The 14,735-nt window shown below is 66.3% G+C and carries 24 protein-coding genes; 1 reads left to right on the top strand and 23 read right to left on the bottom strand.

Features of this window, described 5'->3' with window-relative positions; all coding sequences use genetic code 11:
- Positions 1–488: 488 nt before the first annotated feature.
- A complete protein-coding gene (locus ACFYW7_RS31200) occupies positions 489–1,379 on the top strand; it encodes a hypothetical protein (protein WP_389508448.1) in 891 nt (296 codons plus the stop codon).
- A gap of 153 nt (positions 1,380–1,532) precedes the next feature.
- On the opposite strand, the gene truA is transcribed toward ACFYW7_RS31200, so the two are convergent.
- From truA to rplP, 23 genes are all read right to left on the bottom strand, one after another.
- Entirely contained in the window at positions 1,533–2,399 is an 867-nt protein-coding gene (gene truA / locus ACFYW7_RS31195; RefSeq protein ID WP_389508445.1) for a tRNA pseudouridine(38-40) synthase TruA, read from the bottom strand.
- 93 nt (positions 2,400–2,492) lie between these two features.
- Positions 2,493–2,990 carry a 50S ribosomal protein L17 gene (gene rplQ / locus ACFYW7_RS31190; RefSeq protein ID WP_389508443.1) on the bottom strand — a complete coding sequence of 166 codons (498 nt, stop codon included), beginning with the start codon at positions 2,988–2,990 and terminating at the stop codon, positions 2,493–2,495.
- Positions 2,991–3,115: 125 nt separating this feature from the next.
- The gene (locus ACFYW7_RS31185) at positions 3,116–4,138 is read right to left on the bottom strand and encodes a DNA-directed RNA polymerase subunit alpha (RefSeq protein WP_003966937.1); all 1,023 of its coding nucleotides are present in this window, start codon (positions 4,136–4,138) and stop codon (positions 3,116–3,118) included.
- Positions 4,139–4,316: 178 nt separating this feature from the next.
- Positions 4,317–4,721 (bottom strand): 30S ribosomal protein S11, encoded by a 405-nt coding sequence (gene rpsK / locus ACFYW7_RS31180; RefSeq protein WP_003956432.1) that lies wholly within the window; start codon positions 4,719–4,721, stop codon positions 4,317–4,319.
- Positions 4,722–4,790: 69 nt separating this feature from the next.
- On the bottom strand, positions 4,791–5,171 hold the full coding sequence (gene rpsM / locus ACFYW7_RS31175; RefSeq protein WP_351126538.1) for a 30S ribosomal protein S13: 381 nt from the start codon (positions 5,169–5,171) through the stop codon (positions 4,791–4,793).
- Between the two features lie 219 nt (positions 5,172–5,390).
- A complete protein-coding gene (rpmJ, locus tag ACFYW7_RS31170) occupies positions 5,391–5,504 on the bottom strand; it encodes a 50S ribosomal protein L36 (protein WP_003998809.1) in 114 nt (37 codons plus the stop codon).
- Positions 5,505–5,573: 69 nt separating this feature from the next.
- A complete protein-coding gene (gene infA, locus ACFYW7_RS31165) occupies positions 5,574–5,795 on the bottom strand; it encodes a translation initiation factor IF-1 (RefSeq protein WP_003948620.1) in 222 nt (73 codons plus the stop codon).
- 287 nt (positions 5,796–6,082) lie between these two features.
- Positions 6,083–6,922: a type I methionyl aminopeptidase gene (gene map / locus ACFYW7_RS31160; RefSeq protein ID WP_389508440.1), complete on the bottom strand. Its 840-nt coding sequence runs from the start codon at positions 6,920–6,922 to the stop codon at positions 6,083–6,085.
- A 220-nt stretch (positions 6,923–7,142) separates the two neighbouring features.
- Positions 7,143–7,799 (bottom strand): adenylate kinase, encoded by a 657-nt coding sequence (locus tag ACFYW7_RS31155; RefSeq protein WP_389508438.1) that lies wholly within the window; start codon positions 7,797–7,799, stop codon positions 7,143–7,145.
- Entirely contained in the window at positions 7,799–9,112 is a 1,314-nt protein-coding gene (secY, locus tag ACFYW7_RS31150; protein ID WP_389508436.1) for a preprotein translocase subunit SecY, read from the bottom strand. Before secY ends, ACFYW7_RS31155 begins: the two co-directional genes overlap by 1 nt.
- Positions 9,113–9,355: 243 nt before the next feature.
- Positions 9,356–9,811, bottom strand: coding sequence for a 50S ribosomal protein L15 (rplO, locus tag ACFYW7_RS31145; RefSeq protein WP_190037513.1), 456 nt, complete (start codon positions 9,809–9,811; stop codon positions 9,356–9,358).
- 3 nt (positions 9,812–9,814) lie between these two features.
- Positions 9,815–9,997: a 50S ribosomal protein L30 gene (rpmD, locus tag ACFYW7_RS31140; RefSeq protein ID WP_055553514.1), complete on the bottom strand. Its 183-nt coding sequence runs from the start codon at positions 9,995–9,997 to the stop codon at positions 9,815–9,817.
- A complete protein-coding gene (rpsE, locus tag ACFYW7_RS31135) occupies positions 9,997–10,599 on the bottom strand; it encodes a 30S ribosomal protein S5 (RefSeq protein ID WP_055513610.1) in 603 nt (200 codons plus the stop codon). Before rpsE ends, rpmD begins: the two co-directional genes overlap by 1 nt.
- Before the next feature lie 65 nt (positions 10,600–10,664).
- Positions 10,665–11,048 carry a 50S ribosomal protein L18 gene (gene rplR, locus ACFYW7_RS31130; protein ID WP_168510320.1) on the bottom strand — a complete coding sequence of 128 codons (384 nt, stop codon included), beginning with the start codon at positions 11,046–11,048 and terminating at the stop codon, positions 10,665–10,667.
- Positions 11,049–11,051: 3 nt separating this feature from the next.
- Complete coding sequence (rplF, locus tag ACFYW7_RS31125) at positions 11,052–11,591, bottom strand: 50S ribosomal protein L6 (protein ID WP_389508433.1); 540 nt, start codon at positions 11,589–11,591, stop codon at positions 11,052–11,054.
- 21 nt (positions 11,592–11,612) lie between these two features.
- Positions 11,613–12,011 (bottom strand): 30S ribosomal protein S8, encoded by a 399-nt coding sequence (gene rpsH, locus ACFYW7_RS31120; protein ID WP_261705332.1) that lies wholly within the window; start codon positions 12,009–12,011, stop codon positions 11,613–11,615.
- 235 nt (positions 12,012–12,246) lie between these two features.
- Positions 12,247–12,432 (bottom strand): type Z 30S ribosomal protein S14, encoded by a 186-nt coding sequence (locus ACFYW7_RS31115; RefSeq protein WP_261705331.1) that lies wholly within the window; start codon positions 12,430–12,432, stop codon positions 12,247–12,249.
- A 5-nt stretch (positions 12,433–12,437) separates the two neighbouring features.
- Positions 12,438–12,995, bottom strand: a complete 558-nt coding sequence (rplE, locus tag ACFYW7_RS31110; RefSeq protein WP_389508594.1) for a 50S ribosomal protein L5 — start codon at positions 12,993–12,995, stop codon at positions 12,438–12,440.
- Positions 12,992–13,315 carry a 50S ribosomal protein L24 gene (gene rplX, locus ACFYW7_RS31105; protein ID WP_007494760.1) on the bottom strand — a complete coding sequence of 108 codons (324 nt, stop codon included), beginning with the start codon at positions 13,313–13,315 and terminating at the stop codon, positions 12,992–12,994. Before rplX ends, rplE begins: the two co-directional genes overlap by 4 nt.
- 2 nt (positions 13,316–13,317) lie before the next feature.
- Positions 13,318–13,686 (bottom strand): 50S ribosomal protein L14, encoded by a 369-nt coding sequence (rplN, locus tag ACFYW7_RS31100; RefSeq protein ID WP_003998823.1) that lies wholly within the window; start codon positions 13,684–13,686, stop codon positions 13,318–13,320.
- A 119-nt stretch (positions 13,687–13,805) separates the two neighbouring features.
- The gene (rpsQ, locus tag ACFYW7_RS31095) at positions 13,806–14,090 is read right to left on the bottom strand and encodes a 30S ribosomal protein S17 (protein WP_266761752.1); all 285 of its coding nucleotides are present in this window, start codon (positions 14,088–14,090) and stop codon (positions 13,806–13,808) included.
- Positions 14,090–14,314, bottom strand: coding sequence for a 50S ribosomal protein L29 (gene rpmC / locus ACFYW7_RS31090; protein ID WP_003998824.1), 225 nt, complete (start codon positions 14,312–14,314; stop codon positions 14,090–14,092). Before rpmC ends, rpsQ begins: the two co-directional genes overlap by 1 nt.
- Entirely contained in the window at positions 14,314–14,733 is a 420-nt protein-coding gene (rplP, locus tag ACFYW7_RS31085) for a 50S ribosomal protein L16 (protein ID WP_099500627.1), read from the bottom strand. The genes rpmC and rplP overlap by 1 nt, the downstream gene beginning before the upstream one ends.
- Positions 14,734–14,735 lie beyond the last annotated feature (2 nt).

The raw sequence follows: 14,735 nt of genomic DNA, 5'->3' as shown, positions 1-14,735 counted from the left end.
CGGAGCGCCGCGGAGGACGGCACCCGAGCCGCGGAGGCACGGCCGCCGAAGATCGCCCGTACGGACGTACGCATCCGCCGCGCCCCCGGACAGGAACGACGGCGCCCGTGTGACGAAGCCCGCAGGATCGGGCACCCGGGGAGCCGCCCCGCCGGACGCCACACCCGGCACCGGGCCACGCCGGGCACCGGGCCACCCCGGCCGACCCCGCCACCGGCGCGCGGACAACGGACAGCGGCGCCCGGCGACGCTCGTGTCGTCCGCCACGCCACCCACAGGTGCCGCACGACACCACGAACAGGGGAACGGCGGCGTGCCCCACACCTCACGCGGCGCCCCGCCCGACACCGTTCACGCGCGCCCGAAGGCATGACGTACCAACCACCCGGAGATGTCACTTTTGCCCGTGCGCACTCAGATCACGCTAGGGGCTCAAGTGACCGGTGCACCTGACCGGTACCCCCCAACCCCCGTCTAAGATGCGGCGCATGAGCTATGGGCAGGGTGGGCAGGGGCAGCCCCCATGGGATCCCTGGAAGTCGGGTTCTCAGCAGGAACCCCAGTGGAGCGCCGGTCAGCGTTCCGGCCGGAATCCCGACTGGGCCGCGATGGCGGAGGCTTCCGAAACGCGCAACAAGCGCCGCAAGGTGCTGTTCATCGTGGGCGGGGCGTTGGCCACCGTCGCGGTCGGCACGGCCGTCGCGATGGCCGTCGTCAACGCGAACGGGAACAACGACGCCTCGAACCAGCCGTCAAATCTCCCCGCCACCACGGCCATCCCGAGTTCCACCGCACTGGACCCGACCTTCGCGCCGACCTCGGCTCCGCCGCCGCTGGATCCGAAGGAGTTCATATCCAGCGCGCAGAAGGACACGGCACCGCTGAGCCCGGACATCCTCTTCCCGGGCACGCAGCTCACCATGGGTGACCGCGTCTACCGCAAGGGTCCGACGGCCGACACCAAGAACTGCGCCTCGGCCGCGAAGGACACACTGCCGCCGATCCTCACCAAGAACGACTGCACCCGCTTCATGCGCGTCACCTACACCAAGGACGGGGTGGCGGTGACGGTCGGCGTCGCGGTCTTCGACACCGAGGCGCAGGCGAACAAGGCCAAGGCCGACACGAACGACAAGAGCATCATCGCCTCGCTCGCCGGCAACGGCGTCAAGCCGTTCTGCAACTCGGCCGTCTGCCGTTCGACCCGCAACGCCTACGGCCGGTACGCCTACTTCACCCTCGCCGGGTTCACCAACGGCAAGGACGTGACGACGAAGGACACCAAGGTGTTCACGACCGGCAACGACCTCGCCGAGTTCGCCTTCCGTCAGATCCGCCGCCGGGGCGAGGCCCAGGCGTCGGCCGCGGCCGACCAGTAGCGGCCCGGGGCGGCGGCCCGCGACCCCGGCCGCCGCCCCGCCGAAACCGTCACGACCGTCCACGGCCGCCAAGTGGACGGTGAAGAGACGCAGTTGCGCCTCCCGACCCAGGCCGTGCGCACCGGATCCGGGACGAGCCAGGTCCGACAGCACCTAGCAGTTCTCGCACCCCGCGGCACCCGGCAACGTCCGCTTGTTCCGCGCCTCCTTGTTCCGCGCGGCGAGCAACTCGTCGGCCGGGTAACCGACTTCTTCGAGGGTCAGCCCGTGCGGCCGTACGACGTGGACGGCCGAGTCCCGTACGGCGGCGGCCAGCACCTTGCCCGGCCAGTCGGGCCCGCGGTGCCCGTCCCCCACGAACAGCAGGGCCCCGATCAGCGACCGCACCATGTTGTGGCAGAACGCGTCGGCCCGCACGGTGGCGGTGATGATGCCGTCCTCGCCTCGCACCAGGCTCAGTTCCTGGAGCGTGCGGATCGTCGTCGCGCCCTCGCGCCGCTTGCAGTAGGCGGCGAAGTCGTGCTCCCCCAGCAGTCGCTGGGCCGCCTCGTTCATGGCGTCGACGTCCAACGGCCAGTCGTGCCACAGGACATGACTGCGCAGCAGCGGGTCGGCGCCACCCGGTTCGTCGGTGACGCGATAGGCGTAGCGCCGCCAGATCGCCGAGAACCGCGCGTTGAACCCGGGCGGCGCCTCGGTGAGCGACCACACCCGTACGTCCTTCGCCAGCCTCCCGGCCAGCCGCTTCAGCAGCTTCTCGCGGTGCTCGGCCCACAGGTCCCCCGGCAGGTCGACATGGGCCACCTGGCCGCGCGCGTGCACCCCGGCGTCGGTCCGCCCGGCCACCGTCAGCTCGTACGTGGTGTCCTTCGACCGGGTCACCGTCCGCAGCGCGTCCTCGATCTCCCCCTGGACCGTCCTGCGCCCGCCGGCCTGCTTGGCCCACCCGGAGAACTCGCTGCCGTCGTACGACAGGTCCATCCGCACCCGTACGAACCCGGGCTCCGCTTCGTCACTCACACCTAGATCCTCTCAAGCCCGGGGTTCCTCCCCGGAAACGCGAAAGCGGGCCCGCCCCGAAAGGGACGGACCCGCTCACAGCAAGGCAGTGCCTCAGGCGTCCTTCGACTCCTCGGCGGGAGCCTCGGTGGCGTCCTCGGCCTTGGTCTCCTCGACCTTGGCCGGAGCCTCGGCGTCCTTGGCGGCACGCTTGGTGGCCGCCTCGGCCTCACCGGTGGCCTGCTGGGCCACGGTCAGGGCCTCCACCAGCTCGATGACGGCCATGGGCGCGTTGTCGCCACGGCGGTTACCGATCTTGGTGATACGGGTGTAGCCACCCGGGCGGTTCTCGTAGCGCGGGCCGATCTCGGTGAAGAGCGTGTGCACGATGCTCTTGTCCGTGATCACCGAGAGCACCTGACGGCGGTTGTGAAGGTCACCCTTCTTCGCCTTGGTGACCAGACGCTCCGCGTAGGGACGCAGGCGACGGGCCTTGGCCTCGGTGGTGGTGATGCGGCCGTGCTCGAAGAGCGACTTCGCGAGGTTCGCGAGGAGCAGCTTCTCGTGCGCGGCGCTGCCGCCCAGACGGGCACCCTTGGCGGGCTTCGGCATGTTCTCTCCTAGGTGTCTGCCCCGGCCGTATCAGGTACCGGGGACAGTGTCCGAGCGGGCGATTGCCCGTCGAAGATCCGGGGTCCCGAAGGACCCCGGAGGACGGAAGCCGTCCCAGTACTGGCTCAGTACTGCTCGGTCTCCACGAATCCCGCGTCCGCGTCGTCGTCGGCGCCGAAGGCGTCGGCGGCGGCGGTCGGGTCGAATCCGGGCGGGCTGTCCTTGAGGGCCAGGCCCATGCCGGCCAGCTTCGCCTTGACCTCGTCGATGGACTTCGCACCGAAGTTGCGGATGTCCAGGAGGTCGGCCTCGGAGCGGGCGACGAGCTCACCCACGGAGTGGATGCCCTCACGCTTGAGGCAGTTGTACGACCGAACGGTGAGCTCGAGCTCCTCGATCGGCAGGGCGAGATCGGCGGCGAGGGCGGCGTCCGTGGGGGACGGGCCCATGTCGATGCCCTCGGCGTCGATGTTGAGCTCGCGGGCCAGACCGAACAGCTCGACCAGGGTCTTACCGGCCGACGCCATGGCGTCACGGGGACGCATGGCCTGCTTGGTCTCGACGTCGACGATCAGCTTGTCGAAGTCGGTGCGCTGCTCGACACGGGTCGCCTCGACCTTGTACGTGACCTTCAGGACCGGCGAGTAGATCGAGTCGACCGGGATGCGCCCGATCTCCTGACCGACCTGCTTGTTCTGGACGGCGGAGACGTAGCCGCGACCGCGCTCGACGGTCAGCTCCATCTCCAGCTTGCCCTTGCCGTTGAGCGTGGCGAGGACGAGGTCGGGGTTGTGGACCTCGACACCGGCCGGGGGCGCGATGTCGGCGGCGGTGACCAGACCCGGGCCCTGCTTGCGCAGGTACATCACGACCGGCTCGTCGTGCTCCGAGGAGACGACCAGCTGCTTGATGTTGAGGATCAGGTCGGTGACGTCCTCCTTGACGCCCGGCACGGTGGTGAACTCGTGCAGGACACCGTCGATGCGGATGCTGGTGACAGCGGCTCCGGGGATCGACGAAAGGAGGGTGCGGCGCAGGGAGTTGCCGAGGGTGTAGCCGAAGCCCGGCTCCAGCGGCTCGATCACGAACCGGGAGCGGAATTCGTCGACGACCTCTTCGGTCAACGAGGGACGCTGAGCGATCAGCATGTGTGGATCAGTCCTTCTTTTCGTGGACGCCCGCTATTTGACGCCCGACGGAACAGCGCCTCGAAAGACGCCGGGTACAGCAAGGGTACGGGCGATACGGCCCTTTTACGGAGCCGTACCGCCCGGAAACCTCAGACCGACACAGGGCCGTCGAGATCGACGACCGAGCAGCCGTGCGTCAGACGCGGCGGCGCTTCGGCGGACGGCAGCCGTTGTGCGGGGTGGGGGTGACGTCCTGGATGGAGCCGACCTCGAGGCCAGTGGCCTGGAGGGAGCGGATCGCGGTCTCGCGACCGGAGCCCGGGCCCTTCACGAAGACGTCGACCTTGCGCATGCCGTGCTCCTGCGCGCGACGGGCGGCCGACTCGGCGGCCATCTGCGCGGCGAAGGGGGTGGACTTGCGCGAGCCCTTGAAGCCGACGTGGCCGGCGGAGGCCCAGGAGATCACGTTGCCCGAGGGGTCCGTGATCGAGACGATCGTGTTGTTGAACGTGCTCTTGATGTGGGCGTGCCCATGAGCGACGTTCTTCTTTTCCTTGCGGCGCACCTTCTTGGCAGCGCCCTGACGACCCTTGGGGGGCATCTATTTCTCCTACGGGGAGGTGGTCGGTCCTACAGCGAAGACCGCTGGTGAAGCGTTGTCCGCTGAGGACTACTTCTTGCCCGGCTTCTTCTTGCCGGCGATGGCGCGACGCGGGCCCTTGCGGGTACGAGCGTTCGTGCTGGTGCGCTGACCGTGGACGGGCAGGCCACGACGGTGGCGCAGACCCTGGTAGCAGCCGATCTCGACCTTGCGGCGGATGTCGGCCTGAACCTCGCGACGGAGGTCACCCTCGGTCTTGATGTTGGCGTCCACGTACTCGCGGATCTTGACCAGCTCTTCCTCGGAGAGGTCACGAACGCGCGTGTTGGGGTTCACGCCAGTCTCGGCCAGCGTCTGCTGGGAAAGGGTCCGGCCGATGCCGAACACGTAGGTGAGGGCGACCTCCACACGCTTTTCGCGCGGGATGTCGACACCGGAAACGCGTGCCATTCAATGGCTCCAGTTGTCGTTCGGAGGTCTTCCGCAGAACCGGATCCCGCCCGCCGTCGTCCCCTGATCCGAGGGATCGAGGATTCGGTACGGGCCAGGTCCCCGGCCTCCGACCGGGGGTGTCAGGTCTGATGAGACTCAGGCCTGGATCCTGCGTATGAACATGTACTGCTTGCGTCGCGCGAAGTATCTGCGAGGTGCAGAAGGTGCGGTCGTGCGTCAGCCCTGGCGCTGCTTGTGGCGCGGGTTTTCGCAGATGACCATGACCCGACCGTGACGGCGGATCACCCTGCACTTGTCGCAGATCTTCTTGACGCTCGGCTTGACCTTCATTAGGTGAGGTTCTCCGGGTCAGTGCCACCCCCCGCGTCCCGGAACCGGGAGCACGGAGCAAGGCAAGATCTACTTGTAGCGGTAGACGATCCGGCCACGCGTGAGGTCGTACGGAGACAACTCCACCACGACCCGGTCATCAGGGAGGATGCGGATGTAGTGCATGCGCATCTTGCCGCTGATGTGCGCCAGGACCTGGTGGCCGTTCTGGAGCTCAACCTTGAACATGGCGTTCGGAAGAGACTCGACGACAGTGCCCTCGATCTCGATGGCACCTTGCTTCTTGGCCACGCTTTGCCCTTCGAATCGACTACCTTGATCGACTTCGTGCTGGCGCATGTAGACATGCGGGTGCACGAGAGCCGACGAGTCAGTCTACGTCAGGGCCCCCGGAAAGACGAATTGGTCCCGGTCTTCTCCGCCACTCATGACGATGCCCCACCCTTCGACGCGGTATGCGTGAGGGGCGGGGCCGACCGTCCAGGGGTGGCGGGGAATCGGAGCGGGGAAAGAAAGAGTGAAATCGAACGCAAGATCGAAATCAAAGGATCTTGCCGGCTCCGTTCCCGAGCCGGGCCTCAGCCCGCGAGGGGATCGGGCGCGGCCGTGATGCCGAACTCGGCGAGCTTCGCCCTGCCGCCGTCGGGCGCCGTGAGGACCAGCGGCCCTTCCTCGGTCAGCGCCACGGAGTGCTCCCAGTGCGAGGACCATGTCCCGTCCGTGGTGATCACGGTCCAGTCGTCCTCGAGCACCTCGGTGCGCGGCGTGCCGAGCGACACCATCGGCTCGATCGCGAGGCAGAACCCGGGGACCAGCTTGGCCCCCTTGCCCCGCTTGCGCTCGACGTAGTTCAGCAGGTGCGGGTCCATGTGCATCTCGGTGCCGATGCCGTGGCCGCCGTAGTCCTCGACGATCCCGTACTTGCCGCCGCCCGGCTTCGGCTGGCGGCGGATGTAGGTCTCGATGGCCCGCGAGATGTCCACCAGCCGGTTGCCCAGCTTCATGGCCGCGATGCCGGCCCACATCGACTCCTCCGTCACCCGGGAGAGCTCGAGGAGCTCCGGGGCGTGGCCGGAGCCCACGAACGCGGTGTACGCGGCGTCGCCGTGCCAGCCGTCCACGATCGCGCCGCAGTCGATGGAGATGATGTCCCCGTCCTTCAGGACGGTCTTCTCGTCCGGGATGCCGTGGACGACGACCTCGTTGACCGAGGTGCAGATCGTCGCGGGGAAACCGCCGTACCCGAGGAAGTTCGACTTGGCGCCGTGCTCGGCGAGCACCTTGCGCGCGACCTCGTCCAGGTCCCGGGTGGTCGCGCCGGGAACGGCCGCTTCCCGCGTGGCCGCATGGATGGCCGCGACGACCAGCCCCGCCTCACGCATCTTGGCGATCTGCTCGGGGGTCTTGATCTGCACCATGGTGGCTGCGGCCTTTCTGGACCGGAACGACGGACTACTCCAACGATACGGGGGACGGGCCCCAGCCCGCCCGGGGTACCGGACCCCGTCCCGCGCGGGGTTCTCGCCCCCGCCTCGCACGTCGGCCGCGGCACCCGGAAGGGTGCCGCGGCCGATGCGACGTACTGCTTCACCAGCGCCCGCGGTACGCGCGTACCGCGGAAGGGTCCCGCAGGGGCGCCTAGCCGTCCTCGCGGGCCAGCGCCTCCATCGAGCGCGCCGTGACCTCTTCCACCTTGCCGAGCGCCAGGATCGTGACGACCAGGCCCTGAGCCTTGTAGTAGTCGATGATCGGCTCGGTCTGCGTGTGGTAGACCTCCAGCCGCGTACGGACGGTCTCCTCGGAGTCGTCGTCGCGCTGGTAGAGCTCGCCACCGCAGACGTCACAGACGCCCGCGTTCTTCGGCGCCTTGTACGACACGTGGAAGACGTGCGCCGAGTCGTTGCGGCAGATGCGGCGGCCCGCGATACGGCGGACCACCTCGTCCTCGGGGACCTCCAGGTCCAGCACCGCGTCCAGCTTCATGCCCGCGGTGCTCAGCATCCCGTCGAGCGCCTCGGCCTGCGAGACGTTGCGGGGGAAGCCGTCGAGCAGGAAGCCGCTCTCCGCGTCGGGCTGCTCCATGCGGTCCTTGGCCATGGCGATGGTGACCTCGTCCGGTACCAGTTCGCCCTTGTCCATGTAGGACTTCGCCAGCTTGCCGAGTTCCGTCTGCCGAGAGATGTTGGCGCGGAACAGGTCGCCCGTGGAGATGTGCGGGATACCGAGGTTCTTGGCAAGGAACGCGGCCTGCGTTCCCTTCCCGGCACCGGGCGGCCCGACGAGGACGATTCGCATCAGCGGAGGAACCCTTCGTAATTGCGCTGCTGAAGCTGACTCTCGATCTGCTTCACCGTCTCCAGGCCGACACCCACGATGATCAGGATGCTCGTGCCACCGAACGGGAAGTTCTGGTTTGCCCCGAAACCAACCAACGCCACTGTCGGTACGAGAGCGATCAGCCCCAGATACAGCGAACCCGGCCAGGTGATCCGGTTGAGTACGTAACTCAGGTACTCAGCGGTCGGCCGGCCAGCCCGGATGCCCGGGATGAAGCCACCATACTTCTTCATGTTGTCGGCGACTTCCTCGGGGTTGAACGAGATCGCCACGTAGAAGAACGCGAAGAAAACGATCAGGAGGAAGTACATCGTGATGTAAATCGGGTGGTCACCCTTGGTCAGGTTGGCCGTGACCCAGGTTTTCCACGCGGAATCGCTCTTCGAGAACTGGGCGATCAGGCTCGGAATGTAGAGCAGCGACGAGGCGAAGATGACAGGGATCACACCTGCCTGGTTGACCTTCAGCGGAATGTAGGTCGACGTGCCGCCGTAGGACCGGCGGCCGATCATGCGCTTCGCGTACTGGACCGGGATCCGGCGCTGCGCCTGCTCGACGAAGACCACCAGTCCGACCATGCACAGACCCACGGCGATGACGGTGCCGAACTCGATCCAGCCGCCGGCCAGCTTGCCCTGGATCTTGACGGTCCACAGCGCGCTCGGGAAGGTCGCGGCGATCGAGATGAACATCAGGATCGACATGCCGTTGCCGATGCCGCGGTCGGTGATGATCTCACCGAGCCACATGACGACACAGGTACCGGCGGTCATCGTGATGACCATCGTGATGGTCGTGAAGATCGACTGGTCCGGCACGATCTGGGAGGCCACGGGGCACCCGGAGAACAGGGCGCCGCTGCGGGCGGTGGCCACCAGGCCGGTGCCCTGGAGGATGGCGAGAGCCACCGTCAGGTACCGGGTGTACTGGGTGATCTTCGCGGTGCCGGCCGAGCCCTCCTTCTTGAGGGCCTCCAGCCGTGGGATGACCACGGTCAGCAGCTGCAGAATGATGCTCGCGGTGATGTACGGCATGATGCCGAGCGCGAAGACGGTGATCTGCAGCAGCGCGCCGCCGCTGAACATGTTGATCAGGCTGAAAAGCCCACGGTTCGAGTCGGCCTGGTCAATGCACGTCTGGACATTCTTATAGTTCACGCCGGGGATCGGAATGTGGGTACCGACCCGGTAGATCACGATGATGCCGAGCGTGAAGAGCAGCTTCTTGCGCAGGTCGGGCGTCTTGAACGCCCGGGCGAACGCGGTGAGCACGGTGCCTCCTGCGACCCCCGCGCTACTGCGTCAGAGGTGACGGTCTTGAGGTTCGACGGATGACTGACAGCTAACCAACAGTCAAAACCCGTCCGGAGTTCCCTTGAGGCACGCCGGACGAAAATCAACAGTGCAGGCCACCTTACCGGCGACACTGCCCCCCTAGGAACGACCAACCGGGGATGCCCCTTTTGTGGGCATCCCCGGTTGGGATCGTTCAGGTCATCGAGACGCCTGCTGAAATCAGACGAGCTCGGTGACGGTACCGCCGGCGGCGGTGATCTTCTCCTTGGCGGAGCCGGAGACGGCATCGACCGTCACCTGCAGCGCCACGGAGATCTCGCCCTGGCCGAGGACCTTGACGAGGCTGTTCTTGCGAACGGCACCCTTGGCGACGAGACCCTCGACGGTGACCTCGCCACCCTCCGGGTACAGCGCGCCCAGCTTGTCGAGGTTCACGACCTGGAACTCGGTCTTGAACGGGTTACGGAAGCCCTTCAGCTTCGGAAGGCGCATGTGGAGGGGCATCTGGCCACCCTCGAAGCGCTCCGGAACCTGGTAACGGGCCTTCGTGCCCTTGGTACCACGACCAGCCGTCTTACCCTTCGACGCCTCACCACGACCAACACGGGTCTTGGCGGTCTTGGCGCCCGGGGCGGGACGGAGGTTGTGGATCTTGAGCGGCTTGTTTTCCGCCATGATCTAGTCGACCTCCTCGACCGTCACGAGGTGGCGGACGGTGTGAACCATTCCGCGGAACTCGGGGCGGTCCTCCTTGACGACCTGCGTGTTGATGCCCTTGAGACCAAGGGAGCGCAGGGTGTCACGGTGGTTCTGCTTGCTGCCGATGTACGACTTCGTCTGCGTGACCTTGAGGCGAGCCATTACGCACCCGCCCCGGCACGTGCACGAAGGAGAGCCGCGGGGGCGACGTCCTCGAGGGGCAGACCACGGCGAGCCGCGATCTCCTCGGGACGCTGCAGGCCCTTGAGGGCCGCCACGGTCGCGTGCACGATGTTGATCGCGTTCGAAGAACCGAGCGACTTCGACAGGATGTCGTGAACGCCGGCGCACTCGAGCACAGCACGCACCGGGCCACCGGCGATGACGCCGGTACCGGGGGAAGCAGGCTTGAGCAGGACGACGCCCGCGGCCTTCTCGCCCGTGATCGGGTGCGGGATGGTGCCCTGGATACGGGGGACCTTGAAGAAGTGCTTCTTGGCCTCTTCAACACCCTTGGCGATCGCGGCCGGCACCTCCTTGGCCTTGCCGTAACCGACACCGACGGTGCCGTCACCATCGCCTACCACGACAAGCGCGGTGAAGCTGAAGCGACGACCACCCTTCACAACCTTGGCGACGCGGTTGATCGCGACAACGCGCTCAACGTACGCGGTCTTCTCGGCAGCAGCGCCGCCGTCACGGCCCTTCCGGTCCCGCCGCTCGCCGCCACCGGCACCGCTTCCGCGGCGCTGGGGTCCAGCCATTGGATTACCTCTCTCTTTTTCCGCTAGCTACGCAGCGTCAATGAAGTCACTGCGCGACGGGCGACTCAGAACTTGAGTCCGGCTTCGCGGGCGGCGTCCGCCAGGGCGGCGATGCGCCCGGCGTACTGGTTGCCACCACGGTCGAATACGACAGCCTCGACACCGGCGGCCTTGGCGCGCTCGGCGACCAGGGCGCCGACCGACTTGGCCTGCGCGGACTTGTCGCCCTCGGCACCGCGGACCGTGGTGTCCAGGGTCGACGCCGACGCGAGGGTGTGACCCTTAACGTCGTCGATGACCTGGGCCACGATGTGACGGTTGGAGCGCGTCACGACCAGGCGCGGACGCTCAGCCGTACCCGAGATGTGCTTACGGATCCGGATGTGACGACGCTTGATGGCAGCACGCTTGTAAGCGTCGCCCTTAGCAATCTTGACACCGTATGCCATGGCTTACTTACCCGCCTTTCCGACCTTGCGGCGGATGACTTCGCCTTCGTACTTGACGCCCTTGGCCTTGTACGGGTCGGGCTTGCGCAGCTTGCGGATGTTGGCCGCAACCTCTCCGACCTTCTGCTTGTCGATGCCCTCGACCGAGAACCGCGTGGGGTTCTCGACCTTGAAGGTGATGCCCTCGGGGGCCTCGACAGTGATCGAGTGGCTGTAGCCGAGCGAGAACTCCAGGTTGGAGCCCTTCGCCAGGACGCGGTAACCGACACCGCTGATCTCGAGCTTCTTCACGTAACCCGTGGTCACGCCGGTGATCATGTTCGCCACCAGCGTGCGGGACAGGCCGTGCAGGGCCTTGTTCTGACGCTCGTCGTTCGGGCGGGTGACATTGAGAATGCCGTCCTCACCCTTGGCGACCTCGATCGGCGCCGAGACGGTGTGGGAGAGGGTGCCCTTGGGGCCCTTCACCTGGACCGTACGGCCGTCGATGGTGACGTCCACGCCGGCGGGAACCGTGATGGGGAGCTTGCCAATACGCGACATAGCTGTTTCCTCCGTTCCCTTCTACCAGACGTAGGCGAGGACTTCTCCGCCTACGCCCTTCTTGCCGGCCTGCTTGTCGGTGAGGAGACCGTGCGACGTGGAGATGATCGCCACGCCGAGGCCACCGAGCACCCTGGGCAGGGAGGTGGACTTCGCGTACACACGCAGACCCGGCTTCGAGATCCGCTTGATGCCCGCGATGGAGCGCTCACGGTTCGGGCCGAACTTCAGCTCGAGGACGAGCTTCTTGCCGACCTCGGCGTCCTCGACCTTCCAGCCGGTGATGAAGCCCTCCTGCTGGAGGATCTCTGCGATGTGCGACTTGATCTTGCTGTGCGGCATCGCGACATCGTCGTGGTACGCCGAGTTCGCGTTACGCAGACGGGTAAGCATGTCTGCGATGGGATCAGTCATGGTCATGAATTGGCCTTCGGCCTCTCTCGCCGGGGTTTCCTGTATGCGCCATCCCTCTCCCCACTCAGTGGCGGGACGGGTGCGGTGCGGGGACCTACGGCGTAGTAAGCGTTTGAAGTGGGCTATGCCCACGGGCGTCTGAGCATCAGGCGCCCAACCCTCCTAGCCTAAGCCATGGAGAGGTGGGCACCTGACAGAGCCCTTTACTTACCGAGAGTCCTGGATCCCTGAATTACAGGGACTACCAGGAACTCTTGGTCACGCCCGGCAGCTCGCCACGGTGAGCCATCTCACGAAGGCAGATGCGGCACAGGCCGAACTTGCGGTACACGGAGTGCGGACGACCGCAGCGCTGGCAGCGCGTGTAGCCACGCACACCGAACTTGGGCTTACGAGCAGCCTTGGCAATCAGAGCCTTCTTCGCCATCTCGCTTACGCCTCCTTGAAGGGGAAGCCGAGGTGACGGAGAAGGGCGCGGCCCTCAGCGTCGTTGGTCGCCGTGGTCACCACGGTGATGTCCATGCCCCGGGTACGGTCGATCTTGTCCTGGTCGATCTCGTGGAACATGACCTGCTCCGTGAGACCGAAGGTGTAGTTGCCACGGCCGTCGAACTGCTTGGGGGACAGACCACGGAAGTCGCGGATGCGCGGAAGCGCGAGCGACAGGGTGCGGTCCAGGAACTCCCACATGCGGTCGCCACGAAGCGTGACGTGGGCACCGATCGGCTGACCCTCACGCAGCTTGAACTGCGCGATGGACTTGCGGGCCTTGGTGATGGCCGGCTTCTGACCGGTGATCGTGGTCAGGTCACGGACGGCACCGTCCATGAGCTTCGAGTCACGGGCGGCGTCGCCGACACCCATGTTGACCACGATCTTCACGAGGCCCGGGGTCTGCATGACGTTCTCGTAGGAGAACTCTTCCTGCAGCTTGCCCGCGATCTCCTCGCGGTACTTCGTCTTGAGACGCGGAGTGGTGGTAGCCATCAGATGTCCTCACCCGTCCGCTTGGCAACGCGGATCTTGTTGCCCTCGTCGTCGAAGCGGTAACCGACGCGCGTGACGACCTTGTTGCCGTCCTTCTCAACGACCAGCTGGACGTTGGAGACGTGGACGGGCGCCTCGGTCGTGACGATGCCACCGGCCTGCGAACCCTTGGCGGTCGGGCCGGCCTTCGTGTGCTTCTTGACCCGGTTGACACCCTCGACCAGGACGCGCTCGTCGCGCGGGTAAGCGGCAATGACCTTGCCCTGCTTGCCCTTGTCCTTACCGGTGATGACCTGAACCAGGTCGCCCTTCTTGATCTTCATGCTTACAGCACCTCCGGCGCGAGCGAGATGATCTTCATGAACTTCTTCTCGCGCAGCTCACGGCCGACAGGGCCGAAGATACGGGTGCCACGAGGGTCGCCGTCGTTCTTCAGAATGACGGCGGCGTTCTCGTCGAAGCGGATGTACGAGCCGTCCGGACGGCGGCGCTCCTTGACGGTGCGAACGATGACAGCCTTGACGACGTCACCCTTCTTCACATTGCCGCCGGGGATCGCGTCCTTGACGGTGGCGACGATGACGTCACCGATGCCCGCGTAGCGGCGACCGGAGCCACCGAGCACACGGATGCAAAGGATTTCCTTCGCACCAGTGTTGTCGGCGACACGCAGTCGCGACTCCTGCTGGATCACGTCTATCTCCTGTTTGTCTGCCGGTTCCCGGGGTGGGACCGTCTGGGACGGTCCCACCCCGAGCCTGGCGGAACGAACCTGAGGGGCCCCCGGGAATTTCTTCCCGGGGCCTCAGAGAATTACTTGGCCTTCTCGAGGATCTCGACGATGCGCCAGCGCTTCGTCGAGGACAGCGGCCGGGTCTCCATCAGGAGGACGCGGTCGCCGACGCCGGCGGCGTTCTGCTCGTCGTGGGCCTTGAGCTTGTTCGTACGGCGGATGACCTTGCCGTACAGCGCGTGCTTCACGCGGTCCTCGACAGCGACGACGACGGTCTTGTCCATCTTGTCGCTGACGACCAGACCCTCACGGGTCTTGCGGAAACCGCGGTCGGTCTTCTGCTCAGTCACGTTGCTCTCGCTCATCAGGCGCTCTCCACCGTCTCGATGCCCAGCTCGCGCTCACGCATGAGGGTGTAGATCCGCGCGATGTCCTTGCGGACGGCCTTGAGCCGACCGTGGTTCTCGAGCTGACCGGTCGCCGCCTGGAAGCGGAGGTTGAACAGCTCTTCCTTGGCTTCGCGGAGCTTCGCGAGAAGCTCCTCGTCACCCAGTTCGCGCAGCTCGGACGCCTTGGTACCGGCCGACATCACGCTTCACCTGCCTCGCGCTTGACGATCCGGCACTTCATCGGCAGCTTGTGGGCTGCGCGAGTGAGGGCCTCACGGGCGATCTTCTCGTTGGGGTAGGACAGTTCGAACATGACCCGGCCCGGGTGCACGTTCGCGACCCACCACTCGGGGGAACCCTTACCGGAACCCATGCGGGTCTCGGCGGGCTTCTTCGTGAGCGGGCGGTCCGGATAAATGTTGATCCAGACCTTGCCGCCACGCTTGATGTGGCGGGTCATCGCGATACGAGCGGCCTCGATCTGGCGGTTCGTCACGTACGCCGGCGTGAGGGCCTGAATGCCGTACTCGCCGAACGAAACCTGCGTGCCGCCCTTGGCCTGACCACGGCGCTTCGGGTGGTGCTGCTTGCGGTGCTTGACCCTACGGGGGATCAGCATGT

Origin of the sequence: Streptomyces sp. NPDC002580, assembly GCF_042889485.1 — a bacterium.
GTDB lineage: Bacteria > Actinomycetota > Actinomycetes > Streptomycetales > Streptomycetaceae > Streptomyces.
The sequence above is the reverse complement of the archived record's forward strand: the minus strand, read 5'-3'. Positions and strand labels throughout refer to the sequence as shown.